The following is a 16,146-nucleotide window of genomic DNA, read 5'->3' as shown; positions in this document are numbered from 1 at the left end:
AGAATATGGATCAAAGCATTGAACACTTGATGCAGCCGGTACGCCCGGATGCCCCGGCCGGCGAAGACCTGGCCTACTCCCTGATTTTCGACCAGATCCGCGAGGCGCGGCGCAGCGACGACCCGTCGCTGTCGCAGGGCGACTGGGAACAGGCGCTGAAAACGGCCGAATGGCCGCAGGTGATCCGCCTGTGCGAGGAGGCGCTGCAGAAGCAGAGCAAGGACTTGCAAATCCTGGCCTGGTACGCCGAGGCTCAGGCCCAGGTCAACGGCGTGGCTGGCCTGGTGCGCGGCCTGGCGCTAGTCAACGGCTGGCTGGAGCGCTATTGGGAAAACGGTTTCCCGGAACTGGACCCGCATGATTTGGACGAGCGCGTGGCCAAGCTGGAATGGATGAACCAGCAGTTGGGCAACGCGCTGCGCAATGTGCCGATGACCAAGCCGGAATTCGGCGGCTACAGCTGGCACCAGTGGCAGCAGTCGCGCGAAGTGGAGAACCTGGGGCTGAAGAATAGCGAAGCCCGCGACGCGGCCATCGCCGAAGGCAAGCTCAGCGGCGAGGCCTTCGAGAAATCCGCCGTCCAGTCCGGCCACCTCTGGTTCCAGGCCAAGGCCGAGGAGCTGGTGGCGCTGCTTACCGCCTATGAGGAGCTGGATCGCCTGGTGGACGAGCGCTTCGGCAACGAGGCGCCCAGCCTGGCCGATATCCGCAACGCCATCTACGCCTGCCAGGACCTGGTGCTGCGCTACCGCCAGCAGCTGGGCGGCAACAAGCCTGCGGCCGCCCCGCAGCCGCAACCCGTCGAGGAACGCAAATCCGTGAGTCAAGCCATGCCCAGTCCGGTTTACACCGCCGCCCCGGCCAGCACGTTCAACGGCCAGATCCGCAGCCGCGAGGAAGCGGTGTTCATGCTGGGTGAAGTGGCGCGCTACTTCCGCCACAACGAACCGCACAGCCCGGTGTCCTTGCTGGCCGAACGCGCGGCGCGCTGGGCGGAGATGAGCCTGGAGGAATGGCTGCAGCATGTGGTGAAGGACAGCGGCACGCTGAGCCAGCTGCAGGAGTTGCTGGACGTCAAGACGCCGGAGTAGCGCCGTTCGCCGTCCTTACGTCCGCCCTGCGCGCCAGGACGGCGTCGGATTACCCATCTGGATGCGCCGACATTCGCCTACAACATAAGCTGGACAGGCCAATTCACGGAAGCTTGGCATCCTGTGGCGACCGGCGCAGTCGGCCGCGCATCAGCGGAGTGGCGATATGCATGCAGGCCATCGAGAGCATCATCTCTCCGGTAGGACAAGTTGGTTGCGGGCGGCGGTGCTCGGCGCAAACGATGGTCTGGTTTCCACCGCCAGCCTGATTGTAGGCGTGGCCGCCGCGCATGCCAGCCACAGCAATATTCTGGTGGCTGGCGCCGCAGGCCTGGTGGCCGGGGCGATGTCCATGGCGACCGGGGAATATGTTTCGGTCCACTCGCAGAAAGACAGCGAGCAGGCGGCGCTCGAACAAGAGCGCATGGAATTGCAGGCCAACGTCGCCGCGGAGCACAAGGAGCTGGCGGGCATCTATGTGCGCCGCGGGCTGGAGCCGGAGTTGGCCAAACAGGTGGCGGAACAGTTGATGGCGCATGATGCGCTGGGCGCGCATGCGCGGGATGAGCTCGGCATCACCGCCACCCAAAGCGCGCGGCCGTTGCAGGCGGCGCTGGCTTCGGCCGGCAGCTTCACTGTGGGCGCGATGCTCCCCATTGCGGTGGTGATGCTCTCACCGCACAACCACCTGGTTCCCGTTGTTTCCGCGGCCTCGCTGCTTTTTTTGGCGCTGCTGGGCGCCTTGGCGGCGCGGGCCGGCGGCGCGCCGGTCGCTGCCGGCGCGCTGCGGGTGACCTTCTGGGGCGCGCTGGCGATGGGAATAACCGCGGGGATCGGTGCGGCGCTGGGCGTCGTGGCGTGAGGCCATGCTTACCCTGCCGACCTGTTTATCCTTTGCTATCTAACCGCCCCTAGCGTTTCCAGGCCAGCACCAGCACGCCGCCGGCGATCAAGGCAATGCCGCACCATTCGCGCAAGGCCGGGCGTTCTCCGAGGAAGGCGAAGGCGAATACCGCCACCAGCACCAGGCTGAACTTGTCTACCGGAGCGACCTTCGAGGCCTCGCCGATTTGCAAGGCCCGGAAATAACACGCCCAGGAAATGCCGGTGGCTACGCCGGACAGGCCGAGGAATAGCCAAGTCTTGCCCGGCAGCGCCAGCGGATTGCTCCACTTCCCGGTCAGCGCGACAAACAGCGACAGCACTAGGCCGATGATGCCGGTTCTGATCAGAGTGGCCAGATCCGAATCCACCCCCTTGATGCCGACTTTGGCGAAGATGGCAGTCAAGGCGGCAAATACCGCGGAGAGCAGCGCCCATAAGAACCAACCGGATGTGGCGAACATGGAGACCCCTGGTCTGAATGGATGATTAAGTCGTTCAGACTGTACAGGCTATCGCGGTTTGGCGAAACGGCATGCCATGACGGGCCAGGCGATGGGAGGAGCAGGCCAGGGACGTGGCGGAGTCCGATGCCGGCGGAGATGCCGGCACCGGCTTTCACAGGCTTTGCAAGTAGGCTGTCAGCGCGTGAAGGTCATCGGCTGACAAAGTCTTGATGATGGCCTGCATCGCGACCGCGGAAGGCCGCTGGGGGCTTTCAAACACATGCAGTTGTTTCATCAGGTATGGCGCATGCTGTCCGGCGAGCCGTGGCCCTTGATCAGTGCCTTCGGCGCGCGGGCCGTGGCAGGCTTGGCAAGCCGGTGTGCCGCTGCTTTCCTTGCCTTGCTCGTAGATCAGCTTGCCGGCCGCGATGAGGCTTTCATCGCGCTTGGCGGGGTTCGGCGCGGGTTTCTGCGCGGCGAAATACGCCGCCACGCCTATGATCTGCTCATCGCTCAGCCCGCCGGCCACGCCCCACATATAGTCGTGCGCGGCGTCGTCGCTGCGGCTTTTGGCGCGGAACATCTGCAGTTGCTGCTGCAGGTAGGCGGCTTGCTGTCCGGCCAGTCGAGGAAACAGCGGCGAGATGCTGTTGCCGTCGGCCATATGGCAATTGGCGCACCAGGCCCGCGCCAGCTGTTCCGGCGTTTGCTCCGCCAGCGCCTGAGAGCCCAGGAGAAGCAGGCCCAGCAGTATGGATGTCTTGCCAGGTTTCATGTCTACTCTCCGGTTCAGAACGCTATCCAGGTATACAGATAGGTTACGTTGTTGTTGCGCGCGTTGCGTCCGTTGCCATCGTAATTGCTGCTGGCGCCCTGGTATTTGAGGTAGCCGGTGTACTGCAGACCCAAACGCCAATAGGGCTTGATCATGTAGTTGAGTTCCGCTGCGTAGCCGTTGGTGTTAGGGCTGCCGGTCACCGGATAATACACATTGTCGGCGGAGCCGGTTTCCGAGAAATAGCTCAGCGTCAGACCATAGGTGCGCTGATACCAATAGCTGCCCTTGAGCCGGAAAGAGTTCAGCGAGCTGCTGGGGTTTTGCCTATCTACGCCCAGGTGAGAGGCGTCCCAGTCGGTGTGTTCGTGGATCAGCGAGGCCTGCGTGGTGAAAATGTGCGGGTCGGACAGATATTGATATTGCGCGTCTACGCCGGTATCGCGGAAATGGTCGGAAGGCGAACCCGCGTCGGTGGGATCGATGTTCACCCGTGCATCGAGGCCAAAGGTCCCAAGCTCCAGCGAGTTGACGCGCCAGTCATGGCTATAGGCGAAGCGCCAATAGGGGTTGGTGCCGCTCAACCGGTTGGAGAGGGTCACGCCGTTCTTCAAAAAGGACGAGCCGCCCTTGGCTACCCGATAGCCGCCTAGTTCAAAATACCAAGACTTGTTCAGCAAACCGTAGGCGCTCAGGCCCGCTACCTGCTGCGCCAAGCCGCCTTCAATCAGCGTAGTGGGCGGGGCAATGCTCCAGGCGCTGTTCAGATGGGTCGTCTGGAAGGGGTAGCCGAAGGCCGGCGTGGAATTCCACGCGTCTTGCACCGTGGGGTTGTTATTGAAAGACAGACCGTAGATCAGGTCCAGATTGGCTCGGGCGATATGGTCCGTCAGCCGCCAGTCGTTGTTGTCCGCAACGGTGTGGCCGGAAAATGCCGTGCTGCCCGGATTCTGGTTCAGCGCGTTGTAAGTCCATTGCGAAAACAGGCCGAAATGGTCGCCCAGCTTGCCTGCGACAAACAGGCTGCCGCCCTCAATTACGCCGTCGTTCTGGCGCGGATAGGCGGCATTATTGCCTTGGGTGCTGCCGACATGGGAAACCGAGCCGGTAGCCATGGCGGCCAGGGGAAACAGTTTGGTGGTGCCCAGGGTGTAGCCGGACAGCTTGAACAGCCGGCCATACGGTGTCAGTTCCGGAAAACTGACATGGCAGGCGATACAGGCTTCGCCGGTTTGCCTGGCATAGCTGGGCAGCGCCTGGGAGGCGTCGGGCCACGCCAGCAGAGCGCACATTGCGCTAGTTGTCAGCCAAGCCAGCAATCGATGGATGCGCATGGTTTCTCCCGGATGGTATAGACCCAATTACCTTTGTGGTTATAGGCGGCAATCGGGAATGGAGGAAACCAAATGGTTTTACTGTTTTTGATGCAGGTTAAAAATAACCGTCGCCAGAGCAAGGGCCATCAATCCGCATCAGCCATGCATGGTTGCTGACTGGCCGGCTGATGCGATCACGCCAGCGCCATCCAGCCGTGATAGCCAACATACAGTCCAACCAGCGCGATCAGGCCGCTGGAGAAGTACGGCGCTTTGCGCGCAAACTCGCCAAAGCCGTTCCAGCGGCGGGAAACATGCTTCACGCTGATGGCGGCCAGCACGCCGGACGCCACCATGGTCAGCGCCAGGCCTATGCTGAAACACAGCACCAGGGCCGCGCCCAGCGCCACCTTTTTCAATTGCAGGCAGAGCAGCAGCACGGTGATCGAGGCCGGACAGGGAATCAGGCCGCCGGTCAGGCCAAACATGACGATCTGGCCGGTGCTCACTTCGCGGTTGGCGAAGCGGCGGCGGATGTCGTTGGCGTGGGCCAGTTCGTGCGGGTCCTGATAGCCCGGCGCCGACACATCCAGGCCGGCGTAATCTTTCACCGCATGGCCGTGGCCGTGCTCGATGTATTCCACATCGTAGTCATGGCTGTGGCCATTATGACCCAGCCGCAAGCGCGCGACGAATGCGTGTGGCTCGGGAATATCCTGCTCGGATTCGACAAAGCCATCGCGCTGGACAAAGCGGAAACGCTGGCGGGCGCCGTCCGCTCGCTCCGTTTCAAGATGGACTTGATCCGCAGGCCAGATGTGGCCATGGCGGCCATCGCGATACAGGCGGAAACGCGGCGGGACGCCGTCTTCAAATATCTCCAGCCGCACGGCGCCATGGCCGGTATCGATGAATTTGGCCTCGTCATGATGATGGTGATGATCGTCATGCCCATGGCTGTGCGCGGCCTGCTGATTGCGCCAGGTGCGCCAAATCATCCATGCGGCCACGCCCAGAATCAGCGCGCCGGAGACCAGCTGGAGATACGGCTCGGTGGTTTCGGCGTTCCAGTTGCGGCCAAAGTGCAAACCAGCCATGGCGATGGCCCACACCACCGCCGTGTGGGACAGCGTCGCCGACAGGCCCAGCAGCACGGCTTGTCCAACTGTGCCGCGGATGGCGACGATGAAGGCGGCCATCATGGTTTTGGAATGGCCTGGCTCCAGGCCATGCAAGGCGCCCAGCGCAATGGCGCTGGGGATGAACAGCCAGGCATTGCCATGCAGCAGCAGGGTAGAGAATTCGGTCATTGTGGTTATCCGTGGGTATTTGCGCCGTTGAGTATACTGCCCCCCAGTATAAATATGCTACCCTCCAGTATATTTTTTGAGTTTGGAACAGAGCACATGGCGCATACCGTACGCGACAAAGCCAAATTGCTGGCGCGAGTCAGACGGATACAAGGGCAGGCATCGGCGCTGGAAAAACAGCTGGATGAGGGCGGAGAGGATTGTGTGGCGATCCTGCAGCAGATCGCCGCCATCCGCGGCGCGGTCAATGGTTTGATGGCCGCGGTGATCGAAGGCCATCTGACCGAACATCTGGTGAACGAGCCGGAGCTGACCCACCGTCAGGAAGACCTGGCGGTGGTGCTGCAGGTGATCAAGTCTTACCTGAAGTAGCCCCGATTCGCTCGGTTGTCGTCAGAAAGACAAGCTGGACAGCCAGGCCGCGCCGGCGCCGGCGGCGACCACGAGCCAGGGCGGGAGCTTCCACCGCATCAGTGCCAAGAGCGCCAGCAAGGCCAGGCCGAAGTCGGACAGCAGGAAAATCGCGCTGCTCCATACCGGGTGGCACCATGCGGCGAATAGCAGGCCCACCACGGCGGCATTGACCCCGGCCAACGCGGCGCGGGCGCGCCGCTGGTGTCGCCACGACTCCCAAAATGGCAAGACGCCGACCACCAGCAGAAACGATGGCGCGAAGATGGCGAGCAGGCAAATCGCCGCGCCCGGCCAGCCGGAGATGGCTGCGCCGAGAAAAGCGGCAAAGGTGAACAGCGGCCCCGGCACGGCCTGAGCCAAGCCATAGCCGGCCAGGAAGGTTTCGTTGTTCACCCAGCCCGGCGGCACAACTGCCGCCTGCAACAGCGGCAGCACGACGTGCCCGCCGCCGAAAACCAGCGCGCCGGCGCGGTAGAAGGCGTTGATCAGCGATAGCGGCAGGCTGGGCCAGAGTCCGGCGGCCAGCGGCAAACCGATCAGCAGCGCAAAAAACAGACCCAGCAGCAGCGCGCCGTAGCGGCGACGCACGGCAATCGGCAGCGGCGCGCGCACGCCATCGTCGGCAGGCTTGAGCCAGGCCGATCCGAGCACTGCCGCCGCCGCCAAAATAGCGATTTGCCCAGCCGCGGCTGGCCAGGACAGCGCCAGAATGGCCGAAACGGCGGCGATGCCAAAGCGCGGAACATCGGTGCATAGCGAACGCGCCATGCCCCATACCGCCTGGGCCACTACCGCCACCGCCACAATCTTTAACCCATGCAGCGCGCCGGCGGGAGCGGCCTGACCCCAGGCCGCCATGCCCCTTGCCAGCAAGGCCAGCGCCAAGGCCGATGGCAGGGTGAAACCCAACCAGGCTGCGGCGGCCCCGCGCGCGCCGGCGCGAGACAGTCCCAGCGCGATGCCGAGCTGGCTGCTCGATGGCCCGGGCAGAAACTGGCACAGCGCCACCAAGTCGGCGAAGCTGCGTTCGCTCAGCCAGGCCCGGCGCATCACGAACTCAGACCGGAAGTAGCCCACATGGGCGATGGGGCCGCCAAACGAAGTCAGGCCCAGCCGCAGGAAAATCAAAAAAATCGTCCACGCGCTATCGGTCGTGGTTTCTAGCTTGGTCGACACAGTCGCATACTCTTTGTTGAAGTCAGCAGGCAAAGGACGGCTTGCACATGGCGCTATGTTCTTACCATGGTTTGCCTGTCTGCGCGACTGCTCGGCAAGCGTTGACGGCCCCTATGCAAGCTTCAGCAGCGACATCCCGGTGACGATCAGGGCGATGCCTAGCCAGCCCCGACGGCTGAGGTGTTGTTTGAACAATGCCCAGCCGGCGATGGTGGTCAGAAAAATGCCGGTGCCGCCCCAGATTGCATAGGCAATGGATAGATCGATGCCTTTGACCGCCTGCGACAAGGCGGTAAAGGAAAGCAGAATCGACGCGATGCCCAGCGCGCCCATGCCGCGGCGGCGGAAACCATCCGAGTACTTGATGAAAATATTCGCCGCCACTTCCAGCAGGATGGCGAGCAGCATGAAAACATAGTGGATGAATTGCGCGTTTTGCATGGCTTACTCCTGCGCCGGCTTGGCGCTGAGGTTCACCAGCACGACGCCGGCGATCAGGATGCTCATGCCGAGCAGCTTGAGCAGGCCGACTTCTTCGCTGAAGTAGCGGTAGCCGATGAAGGTGATGGCGATCAACCCTATCGTCTCCCAGGTCGCATAGGCAGAGGCGATCGGCAGCGATTCCATGGCGGTGGCCAGGAAGAAGAACGAAAGGCCGATCATGGCGTACATGAATAGCAGGGCAGACCAGCCGCCGGAGTCGGCCACCCGTTTCATGACCGTGACGCCGATGACTTCGACCGTGATGGCGGCAAGCAGGAATAACCAGGGACGTAAATGCATGAGAGCTTCGGCTTGAAAAAGCACAGTCTGCCTCAGCATTCTTGATGGTAAAAGATCATATCCATCTGATTTATTGATAATATGCGCGTATGCGATGGACACTAGATCAATTGCAGCAGTTTGCGATGACGGCTGAACTCGGTTCATTCAGCGCCGCCGCGCGCCATCTGGGCAAGGCCCAATCGGCGGTCAGCACCGCCATCGGTTTGCTGGAGGCCGACTTGGGCGTGGAGCTGTTCGACCGCTCGCGGCGGCAGGCTCAACTGACGGATGCCGGGCAATTGCTGCTGATGGAGGCGCAGGAGCTGTTGCGCCAGGCGCGGGCGCTGGATCTGCGCGCGCGTTCTCTGAGCGAGGGCGGCGAGGCCAAGCTGTCCCTGGCCCTGGACGAGGCGCTGCCCTATACCGCGGTCAGCACGCTGATCCGGGAAATTTCCAGGACGTTCCCCGATCTGGAGCTGACCTTGCTCAACGGCACGGCCACCGAAGTTGCCGATTATGTCGCCTTGCAGCGCGCGCAGGTGGCGTTTCACTTTGACCGCGGGCCGGTGGACGCCGGTTTCGAGCAGCGATGCGTCGGCGGCGTCGCGCAGGGCGTGTTTGTGGCCAGCGGTCATCCGCTAACCGCGAAACAGCCGGTCAGCCGCAAGGATCTGCTGCGGCATCGCCAGCTGCTGATGCATGCCGATGATGTGAACGAAACCGCATACAGTCCCAAGGTATGGCGCTCCGACAGCTTTTACAGCATCGCCGAGATGGCGGCGCATGACTTGGGTTGGGCCATCCTGCCGGTCAATGTGGCGAAGGATGAAAGCTATCGGCAGCAATTGCAGCAACTGTCCTGCCCGGCCTTGGCTTTGCCGCGGCTGTCCGTGCGCATGCTGTGGCTGCAGGGCATGCCCTTGAGCAAAACTGCTCAATGGGTGGAAACGCGGTTTGGCCAATTGCTGTTGCAAAGCCCCGGCTGATTCTTGCCGCACGTGCGCTCTGCCGCCGCCGTCTGGCGGCTTTTCGTATCTAATGTTTTGATGGCATCTGATGTTTTGCGTGTCTTGAGGCCGCGTCGCCACGCCGTGGCGGTTTGCGCTCGGTATATCCCTTTGCTATATGCAATAGCATGATGATTCAAGCATGAAGCCATGGCGAGCGGTTGGCTTCTCTCTGCGGCGCAAGTACCAGCATGATTCAGATGGCCGAGAGGGGCGCATCTCCTGTGCTCTTTCCCTCGCGCATGCTGGAGGCGCCAAGAGCCGTTCTGCGCCTTGCAGTTCCGATCGCTTCAACGGCAGCAGTCGTATCCCAGTCTCGATCAAGAACCAACGCAAGCACGCGCCGAATGTGCTGCGGGATGGCTCGCAACAGCGTATTGCCTGAGCGCAGGCATGAAACGGAGAGCAGGATGAGCGACATGAGCGAAACGCCCCCGGAAGCGACCACGGGCTATCGGTTTGCCAGCCCTTGGGACAAGCTGGATTTGCCGCGAGACAAGCTGCGGCGACAATATAAACATGACTGCGCGGATGTGGAACGCAATGCCAAAGGCTATGTGATTCGGGTAAAGGGCCTGCATCGCGCGCTGCAGCCGTATCAATACGGCCTGCCCGCCGACCAGCAGCGCGCGCGCGAACTGATTGCGCAGGACGGCTACAGCTGGGCGGAGTTGTTCGAACTGGAGCTGTTGGCGGTGAGCCTGGCCACCGAGGAGCAATTCGGCATCTTGACCGCGCATTGGCGCGAGGCGGCGCCGGTTGGCGTGGGCCGCAACGATCTGTTCCGCGTCGTGCTGGCAGGGCAGCAGCGCTACTTCAAAGTGCTGCGGCGGGAGAGGGCGCTGGACCGGCTGCGCCTGCATCTTGGCTTGTTCGCGCTGCTGCTGGCGACGGTATTGTTCAGTTATTTTCTCTGGACGCCGTCGGCTTCCGGCAGCTCCCTGGCATTGGCCGGCATGTTCGGCATTCTGGGCTCCTTCACCAGCATCTTGATGCGTATTCAGGATGCAGGACAGAACCTGAACGGCCAGACCAGCGCCGGCATCGCGACGCTGACCGATGGTTCCTGGAGTCTGTACTTGGCCTTGTTGAGCGGCGTGCTGTTCGGCATTCTCGGTTTTTATGCCTTCGCGGCGGATATCGGCGGCCATTTTCTGTCATGGGACCTGATCCCCAATATCGAGCCCAAGGCCGGCACGGTTTGCCCTGGCACAGGCCATGGTGGTTGTCTGCCCTATCTGGCCGGCGCGGCCGACTATGGCAAGATGGCGGTGTGGGGATTTTTCTTCGGGTTCGCCGAGAAATTCATCCCCAATGTGCTGACCAAGCTGGCCAATGCCAGGAGCGCTGGGCGGCCTGACGCCCCATAGCCGTAAGCAAGGGCCATGCGCGGTCCGCCAGGATAGCGGCTGCCCTTGCGGCTGCCCTGGCTCCGCGCCATGTGAAAGACACTCGACAGCTGCTTTACGTCCGCCGTTGTTTTGCCGCCAGTCTGGTTTCCTTGAGTCCAAGCGATGGCTGTGCCATGCTTTGTGCAGTGCAGCAATTGCGAGATGACGATGCTCGGACGGGGCGGCAAGCTGACTCTCAGCTTGGCTTTGCAGGGCGGGGGCGCCCATGGGGCCTTTACCTGGGGCGTGCTGGATGCCCTGTTGGAGGCGGGAGTCTATCGATTCGATGGCTTGAGCGGCGCCAGCGCCGGCGCGATGAACGCGGTGGCCGTGGCGCATGGCTTGAGCGGCGGCGGTCCCGACGAGGCGAGAGAGGCGCTGTCCGCCTTCTGGTCCCAGGTCGGCGAGAGTCTTCCGGAAGAAATGACGCGGCCGCTGCCTTTGGGGCCCGACTCCAAGGCCCCGCCTGGCTTGCGGATGGCCTGGCGCCTGGCTCAATGGTTTTCGCCGTATCAGCTCAACCCGCTCGATTACAATCCGCTGCGCGCCATCATCGAATCCTTGTTTGATTTTGAGCGCATCCGTCGCGCCTCCCCGGTACAGCTGTTCGTGGCGGCCACCCATGCCAACAGCGGCCATCTGAAACTGTTCCGCAATGCCGATATTTGCGTGGACGCCTTGCTGGCTTCCGCCTGTTTGCCAGCGCTGCAGCAGGCGGTGGTGATAGACGGCGAAGCGTACTGGGATGGCGGGTTCTCCGCCAATCCGGCGGTGTTCCCCCTGTTCAAGTTTTGCCGCAGCGACGACATCCTGCTGGTGTTGCTCGCGCCTATGCGTCATGGCGACACGCCGCGCACTGCCGATGAGATTCAGCGCCGCGCGGCGACGCTGGGCTTCAACAGCGCCTTCCTGCGCGAGATGCGCTTGTTCGCCCTGCTGCAGGAAATGGCCGACTCGCCCAGGCTATGGCGCGGCTGGCTGGAACGCCGGCTCAAGGCCGCGCGGTTTCATTTGATCGAGGCGCAGGATCTGCTGTCCGGCATGGATGCCTCCAGCCGGGCGTTGACCTATGGCCCGTTTCTGGCCGGGCTGCGAGATGAAGGGCGGCAGGCTGCGCTGGCGTGGATGGATCAGCATGGCGGCAAGGTCGGGCGTCGTGCCAGCGTAGACATCAAGCAGTTGTTTCTGCCGTTCTAAGCGTGTTGGCTTGCCGACAACCAACCATGCATGCGACGGCGGACGCTGCGCGCAAGGGATCATGGCGATGTACCCGCGCCATCAGCCAGACTTAATCTGGGTAGACAATTGACCGCACGATGATCGAACCGTACTATCGATAGCATGAACAGGAATGAAATGCTGATCGCCCGCCTGCAACCGTGTTGTCCAGCACGGCCGGGGACCGTGCGCGTCTAGCATTCGCATTCCACCATCCTTGGCCGCCGCGTGTTTCACCCGGCGGCCTTTTTCATGTCTGGAGAAACCATGCAGCTGCATCTGTACGATACCTGGCACCGCGCCGTCCGCTTGTTCACGCCCTTGCATGCGGAGCGCGTCGGCCTGTATTGCTGCGGCCCTACGGTTTACGACTACGCCCACATCGGCAATCTGCGCACCTATCTGTTCGAGGACACGCTGCGCCGCGCGCTGGAGTTCAATGGCTATGCTGTGCGTCATGTGGTCAATATCACGGATGTCGGGCATCTGGTATCGGACGGGGATGAGGGAGAGGACAAGATGGAGGCGGGCAGCCGGCGCGCTGGCGGCGCCTCGGCCTGGGGCATCGCCGCGCGCTTCACTGAGGCTTTCCAGCAGGACTTGGCAGCGCTGAATGTCTTGCCGCCCACGCTATGGAGCCGGGCGACCGATCACATCGCCGAGCAGATAGCCTATATCGCCGCGCTGGAGGCCAAGGGCTATGCCTATCGCACCGACGATGGCATCTACTTTGATACCTCGCGCCTGGATGATTACGGCCACTTGGCGCGGCTGGATCGCTCAGGCCTGCAGGCGGGCTCGCGCGTGGGGCTGGGCGCCAAGCGCAGCCCCACCGACTTTGCGTTGTGGAAATTCAGTCCGGCAGGCCAGCAGCGGCAGATGGAGTGGGCCAGCCCCTGGGGCGTTGGCTTTCCGGGCTGGCATATCGAATGCTCGGCGATGTCGGCCAAGCATCTTGGGCCGTGGTTCGACATCCATTGCGGCGGCGAGGACCACATTCCGGTCCATCACAGCAATGAGATCGCCCAGAGCCAGGGCTGTCATGGCACCCGCGCCGCCAATTTCTGGATGCATGGTTATTTCCTGCAACTGGATGACGCCAAGATGTCCAAGTCCAGCGGCGATTTTTTACGGCTGCAGACGCTGATCGACCGCGGCTACGATCCGCTGGCCTATCGCTACCTGAACTTGACCGCGCATTACCGCAAGCAAATGAATTTCAGCTGGGAAGCCATGGACGCCGCCAGCCTGGCGCTGGACAAGCTGCGTCGGCAGTATGCGGCCTGGCCGGAAGGCGGCGAGGTCGATGGCACCTTTGTCGAGGCGTTTACCGCTGAAATCAATCAGGATCTGAATACGCCGCGCGCGCTGGCGCTGGTGTGGGGGCTGGTCAAGAGCAAGTGCCGAGAGGGCGACAAGAAAGCCACGCTGCGTCATTGCGACCGCGCATTGGGCTTGGATCTGGATGGCTGGCCAGCGATGGCGGCGGAGATTCCCGCGCCTGTGCTGGCGCTGGCGAAATCGCGCGAGGCGGCGCGGGCGGCGCGCAATTGGCAGGAGGCGGACGCGCTGCGCGCCGCCATCCTGGATCAAGGCTATGCGGTGGAGGATGGCCCGGATGGGGCGCGAGTCAAACCGCTCGTTTGAGTAGCCTGCTTATCTGGTTCAGTGCGAACCGCCGGAAGCGGAGATCTGCGCAGCCTGCCCGCTCTCTATCACCTGGCGCACGGTCATGCCGCTGGCCAGCGTGAAGAACTTGTGCCAGTTGGTGGCCTTGTCCGAGGTGAAGTGGGAGAGGGCGCTGCGCTCCTCCCCGTCGAGCAGGACGAGCGAAGAGACTTTCCAGAATTGGCTCTTGTTCATTTCGCCGATGTCCATCGCCAATAGCGAGCTGCGCATGCGCAGATAGCCGGTGCAGATTACCAGCAATGCGATCACGGTGATGATGGTGACGTTTTTCCAGAAGCGGTTTCTCATTATGGTGCGTTTCCTTGCGGGTAATCGTTTACTTGAGCGACGGGCCGGACGGCAGGGCGTCATTGACCTTGTCGCCGGCGCGGCGGATCACGGCGATGCCGATCGGCTTCTTGTCCAGCGCGCGGCCCAGCGCCTGGTTTTCCAGAACGCGGCGACCGCGCTTGGGCTCGTCAGCGGCCTGCGAAGCGTCTTTCTTGCTGAAGATGCCGGCTGCTGCCAGGTGGGAGAGCAAGGCCAGGGCCAGCATCGCCGCCAGTTTGTATGTCGAAATCATTTTTGAGTCTCCAGCAATGGGGGCCGGATCTCAGGGAGACGGGCCGGCATGTCATGACATACGATATCGCAGCCTTGGCCAAGTTCTCGTAAATTAATAGATATTTACAGCTTTGATTGTTTTCTGCGCAAGTTGATCTGGCCTGTTTTCTTGTTTGCAATAAAAAGCCGGAGCAAGCTCCGGCGGGTTGTCAAATGGCGGCGGGTTTACTTCAGTTGCCAGTCGCCTGCTGTTTACTCGCTGCGCGAGGGCGGCGTCAGCACCGTATCTTGCGCTTCCGGCAACAGGTCCGGGTAGTCGCGGCTGTAGTGCAGGCCGCGGCTTTCTTTGCGCTGCATGGCGGAGCGGACGATCAGCTCGGCGGTTTCCACCAGGTTGCGCAACTCGATCAAATCATTGCTGACGTGGAAGTTGCTGTAGTACTCGTCAATCTCGTCTTTCAGCAGATCGATGCGGTGCAGCGCGCGTTCCAGCCGCTTATTGGTGCGGACGATGCCGACATAGTCCCACATCGCGCGGCGCAGCTCGTCCCAGTTGTGGCTGATCACCACCTCCTCGTCCGGGTCGGTGACGCGGCTGTCGTCCCAGGCTGGAATGGCCGGCAGCTTGATGGCGTCGGCCGCCAGGATGTCCGTCGCCGCCGCCTTACCGATCACCAGGCATTCCAGCAGCGAGTTGCTGGCCAGCCGGTTGGCGCCATGCAGACCGGTATGCGCCACTTCGCCCACAGCGTACAAGCCGGTCACGTCGGTGCGGCCGGCCAGGTCGGTGACCAGGCCGCCGCAGGTGAAGTGCACGGCGGGTACCACCGGAATCGGCTGTTGGGTGATGTCTATGCCCAGTTCCAGACAATGGGCGTAGATATTGGGGAAGTGTTCCTTGATGAACTGGGCCGGTTTGTAAGAGATATCCAGATACACGCAGTCCAGACCGTGTTTCTTCATCTCGAAGTCGATGGCTCGGGCGACGACGTCGCGCGGCGCCAGTTCGCCGCGCGGATCGTGCTGCGGCATGAAGCGGGTGCCGTCCGGCAGCTTCAGAATGCCGCCTTCGCCGCGCACCGCCTCGGAAATCAGGAAGGATTTGGCATGCGGGTGGTACAGGCAGGTCGGGTGGAACTGCATGAACTCCATATTGCCGACGCGGCAACCGGCGCGCCACCCCATGGCGATGCCGTCGCCGGTGGCAGTGTCCGGATTGGTGGTATAGAGATAGACCTTGCCGGCGCCGCCTGAGGCCAGGATGGTGTGTTGGGCGGCAATGGTCACCACTTCGTCGCTCTGTTTGTCCAGCGCGTACACACCATAGGCACGCTTGCCCGGCAGGCCCAGCTTCTGAGAAGTGATCAGATCGATGGCTATATAGTGTTCCAGCTCGGTGATGTTCGGGTGGGCCTTGATCTTCTGCCCCAAGGTGCTGGTCACGGCGGCGCCGGTGGCGTCGGCGGCATGGATGATGCGGCGGTGGCTGTGGCCGCCTTCGCGCGTCAGGTGGTAGCCGGTTTGGTGCTCGTCGTCGCGGGTGAAGGGCACGCCGAGTTTGATCAGCCAATCTATCGCTTCCTTGGAGTGCTCGACGATGAAGCGCGTGGTGTCTTCGTCGCACAGCCCGGCGCCGGCGATCAAGGTATCGCGGATGTGGTCTTCTACCGAGTCCTCGGTATCCAGTACCGCGGCAATACCACCCTGCGCATAGGTAGAGCTGCCTTCCAATAGATCGCGCTTGGTGATCAGGCCCACCTTGCGTTTTTCCGCCAGATGGAGCGCCAGCGTCATCCCGGCCAGACCGCTGCCGATAATCAGAACATCAAATTTGAGCATATATAGAGTGTCCACGGCAGGCACATCGCGTGCCAAACGCATGCCAGCGTAGCAGAATCGGCAGCGGGCGCGTAGCCATCCGCGCGTCCCGGGAAGGGTAGATTACGGTTTGTTTGCAGCGAATCAAGATACCCCTTCTTCATATCTATTTAATTTTCAGTGGCTTGCTCCTCTCTTTGGGTTTTGTTGCGAATTTCCTTCAATTTTTCTCGCAAAAGGTGTTGACGAGGGTGAGGCCCGGGCGTATAGTTCGCCTCCTCAGCTGACGCAGCGAACGAAACAGC

General features: G+C 62.2%; 18 protein-coding genes. 7 read left to right on the top strand and 11 right to left on the bottom strand.

The genetic code is table 11. The annotated features are described in order from the left end of the window. The first annotated feature begins 5 nt into the window (after positions 1–5). Positions 6–1,091 (top strand): type VI secretion system protein TssA, encoded by a 1,086-nt coding sequence (gene tssA, locus C2134_RS11770; RefSeq protein WP_103320263.1) that lies wholly within the window; start codon positions 6–8, stop codon positions 1,089–1,091. 226 nt (positions 1,092–1,317) lie between these two features. After that, positions 1,318–1,953: a VIT1/CCC1 transporter family protein gene (locus tag C2134_RS11765; protein ID WP_233196428.1), complete on the top strand. Its 636-nt coding sequence runs from the start codon at positions 1,318–1,320 to the stop codon at positions 1,951–1,953. 49 nt (positions 1,954–2,002) lie between these two features. Here the strand turns inward: C2134_RS11765 and C2134_RS11760 are convergent, their stop codons facing one another. The 4 genes from C2134_RS11760 to C2134_RS11745 form a co-directional block, all read right to left on the bottom strand. Further along, positions 2,003–2,437, bottom strand: a complete 435-nt coding sequence (locus tag C2134_RS11760) for an EamA family transporter (protein WP_043629854.1) — start codon at positions 2,435–2,437, stop codon at positions 2,003–2,005. Between the two features lie 154 nt (positions 2,438–2,591). Beyond that, positions 2,592–3,194, bottom strand: a complete 603-nt coding sequence (locus tag C2134_RS11755) for a c-type cytochrome (protein ID WP_103320259.1) — start codon at positions 3,192–3,194, stop codon at positions 2,592–2,594. Positions 3,195–3,208: 14 nt separating this feature from the next. Next, the gene (locus C2134_RS11750) at positions 3,209–4,528 is read right to left on the bottom strand and encodes a cytochrome C (protein WP_103320257.1); all 1,320 of its coding nucleotides are present in this window, start codon (positions 4,526–4,528) and stop codon (positions 3,209–3,211) included. Between the two features lie 176 nt (positions 4,529–4,704). After that, positions 4,705–5,820 carry a nickel/cobalt efflux protein RcnA gene (locus C2134_RS11745; RefSeq protein ID WP_103320255.1) on the bottom strand — a complete coding sequence of 372 codons (1,116 nt, stop codon included), beginning with the start codon at positions 5,818–5,820 and terminating at the stop codon, positions 4,705–4,707. 96 nt (positions 5,821–5,916) lie between these two features. On the opposite strand from C2134_RS11745, the gene C2134_RS11740 reads away from it, so the two are divergent. After that, on the top strand, positions 5,917–6,192 hold the full coding sequence (locus C2134_RS11740) for a metal/formaldehyde-sensitive transcriptional repressor (protein ID WP_103320253.1): 276 nt from the start codon (positions 5,917–5,919) through the stop codon (positions 6,190–6,192). Between the two features lie 21 nt (positions 6,193–6,213). On the opposite strand, the gene chrA is transcribed toward C2134_RS11740, so the two are convergent. From chrA to C2134_RS11725, 3 genes are all read right to left on the bottom strand, one after another. After that, positions 6,214–7,410 (bottom strand): chromate efflux transporter, encoded by a 1,197-nt coding sequence (gene chrA, locus C2134_RS11735; RefSeq protein WP_103320289.1) that lies wholly within the window; start codon positions 7,408–7,410, stop codon positions 6,214–6,216. A gap of 111 nt (positions 7,411–7,521) precedes the next feature. Next, positions 7,522–7,851 carry a multidrug/spermidine efflux SMR transporter subunit MdtI gene (mdtI, locus tag C2134_RS11730; protein ID WP_071110092.1) on the bottom strand — a complete coding sequence of 110 codons (330 nt, stop codon included), beginning with the start codon at positions 7,849–7,851 and terminating at the stop codon, positions 7,522–7,524. A 3-nt stretch (positions 7,852–7,854) separates the two neighbouring features. Beyond that, positions 7,855–8,193, bottom strand: coding sequence for a DMT family transporter (locus tag C2134_RS11725; protein WP_103320251.1), 339 nt, complete (start codon positions 8,191–8,193; stop codon positions 7,855–7,857). Between the two features lie 89 nt (positions 8,194–8,282). Between C2134_RS11725 and C2134_RS11720 the strand changes: the two genes are divergently transcribed. Continuing rightward, positions 8,283–9,161, top strand: a complete 879-nt coding sequence (locus C2134_RS11720) for a LysR family transcriptional regulator (protein WP_103320249.1) — start codon at positions 8,283–8,285, stop codon at positions 9,159–9,161. 217 nt (positions 9,162–9,378) lie between these two features. Here C2134_RS11720 and C2134_RS21230 read toward each other — a convergent pair whose 3' ends face one another. After that, positions 9,379–9,603, bottom strand: a complete 225-nt coding sequence (locus C2134_RS21230; RefSeq protein WP_146042147.1) for a hypothetical protein — start codon at positions 9,601–9,603, stop codon at positions 9,379–9,381. Between C2134_RS21230 and C2134_RS11715 the strand changes: the two genes are divergently transcribed. The 3 genes from C2134_RS11715 to cysS all read left to right on the top strand — a co-directional run bounded on the left by C2134_RS11715 (position 9,602) and on the right by cysS (position 13,438). Continuing rightward, on the top strand, positions 9,602–10,552 hold the full coding sequence (locus tag C2134_RS11715; RefSeq protein ID WP_146042146.1) for a hypothetical protein: 951 nt from the start codon (positions 9,602–9,604) through the stop codon (positions 10,550–10,552). The genes C2134_RS21230 and C2134_RS11715 overlap by 2 nt on opposite strands. Before the next feature lie 183 nt (positions 10,553–10,735). After that, complete coding sequence (locus tag C2134_RS11710) at positions 10,736–11,770, top strand: patatin-like phospholipase family protein (protein WP_103320287.1); 1,035 nt, start codon at positions 10,736–10,738, stop codon at positions 11,768–11,770. A 288-nt stretch (positions 11,771–12,058) separates the two neighbouring features. Beyond that, positions 12,059–13,438 carry a cysteine--tRNA ligase gene (gene cysS / locus C2134_RS11705; RefSeq protein WP_103320245.1) on the top strand — a complete coding sequence of 460 codons (1,380 nt, stop codon included), beginning with the start codon at positions 12,059–12,061 and terminating at the stop codon, positions 13,436–13,438. An 18-nt stretch (positions 13,439–13,456) separates the two neighbouring features. Here cysS and C2134_RS11700 read toward each other — a convergent pair whose 3' ends face one another. From C2134_RS11700 to nadB, 3 genes are all read right to left on the bottom strand, one after another. Next, positions 13,457–13,768 (bottom strand): hypothetical protein, encoded by a 312-nt coding sequence (locus C2134_RS11700; RefSeq protein WP_103320242.1) that lies wholly within the window; start codon positions 13,766–13,768, stop codon positions 13,457–13,459. A gap of 28 nt (positions 13,769–13,796) precedes the next feature. Then, on the bottom strand, positions 13,797–14,042 hold the full coding sequence (locus C2134_RS11695) for a hypothetical protein (RefSeq protein ID WP_103320240.1): 246 nt from the start codon (positions 14,040–14,042) through the stop codon (positions 13,797–13,799). Between the two features lie 233 nt (positions 14,043–14,275). Continuing rightward, positions 14,276–15,862 carry an L-aspartate oxidase gene (gene nadB / locus C2134_RS11690; protein ID WP_103320238.1) on the bottom strand — a complete coding sequence of 529 codons (1,587 nt, stop codon included), beginning with the start codon at positions 15,860–15,862 and terminating at the stop codon, positions 14,276–14,278. Between the last annotated feature and the right edge of the window lie 284 nt (positions 15,863–16,146).

Source organism: Chromobacterium sinusclupearum (genome assembly GCF_002902845.1).
GTDB classification, from domain to species: Bacteria; Pseudomonadota; Gammaproteobacteria; order Burkholderiales; family Chromobacteriaceae; genus Chromobacterium; species Chromobacterium sinusclupearum.
Note: the sequence above shows the minus strand (reverse complement) of the source record. Positions and strands in the feature narration are given on the sequence as shown.

Coding starts and splice junctions, on each gene's coding strand:
- C2134_RS11750 (WP_103320257.1), bottom strand. CDS start 4,528: ATGCGCATCCATCGATTGCTGGCTTGGCTGACAACTAGCGCAATGTGC.
- C2134_RS11745 (WP_103320255.1), bottom strand. CDS start 5,820: ATGACCGAATTCTCTACCCTGCTGCTGCATGGCAATGCCTGGCTGTTC.
- C2134_RS11755 (WP_103320259.1), bottom strand. CDS start 3,194: ATGAAACCTGGCAAGACATCCATACTGCTGGGCCTGCTTCTCCTGGGC.
- C2134_RS11700 (WP_103320242.1), bottom strand. CDS start 13,768: ATGAGAAACCGCTTCTGGAAAAACGTCACCATCATCACCGTGATCGCA.
- cysS (WP_103320245.1), top strand. CDS start 12,059: ATGCAGCTGCATCTGTACGATACCTGGCACCGCGCCGTCCGCTTGTTC.
- C2134_RS11710 (WP_103320287.1), top strand. CDS start 10,736: ATGACGATGCTCGGACGGGGCGGCAAGCTGACTCTCAGCTTGGCTTTG.
- C2134_RS21230 (WP_146042147.1), bottom strand. CDS start 9,603: ATGTCGCTCATCCTGCTCTCCGTTTCATGCCTGCGCTCAGGCAATACG.
- C2134_RS11740 (WP_103320253.1), top strand. CDS start 5,917: ATGGCGCATACCGTACGCGACAAAGCCAAATTGCTGGCGCGAGTCAGA.
- C2134_RS11695 (WP_103320240.1), bottom strand. CDS start 14,042: ATGATTTCGACATACAAACTGGCGGCGATGCTGGCCCTGGCCTTGCTC.
- nadB (WP_103320238.1), bottom strand. CDS start 15,862: ATGCTCAAATTTGATGTTCTGATTATCGGCAGCGGTCTGGCCGGGATG.
- tssA (WP_103320263.1), top strand. CDS start 6: ATGGATCAAAGCATTGAACACTTGATGCAGCCGGTACGCCCGGATGCC.
- C2134_RS11715 (WP_146042146.1), top strand. CDS start 9,602: ATGAGCGAAACGCCCCCGGAAGCGACCACGGGCTATCGGTTTGCCAGC.
- C2134_RS11725 (WP_103320251.1), bottom strand. CDS start 8,193: ATGCATTTACGTCCCTGGTTATTCCTGCTTGCCGCCATCACGGTCGAA.
- mdtI (WP_071110092.1), bottom strand. CDS start 7,851: ATGCAAAACGCGCAATTCATCCACTATGTTTTCATGCTGCTCGCCATC.
- C2134_RS11760 (WP_043629854.1), bottom strand. CDS start 2,437: ATGTTCGCCACATCCGGTTGGTTCTTATGGGCGCTGCTCTCCGCGGTA.
- C2134_RS11720 (WP_103320249.1), top strand. CDS start 8,283: ATGCGATGGACACTAGATCAATTGCAGCAGTTTGCGATGACGGCTGAA.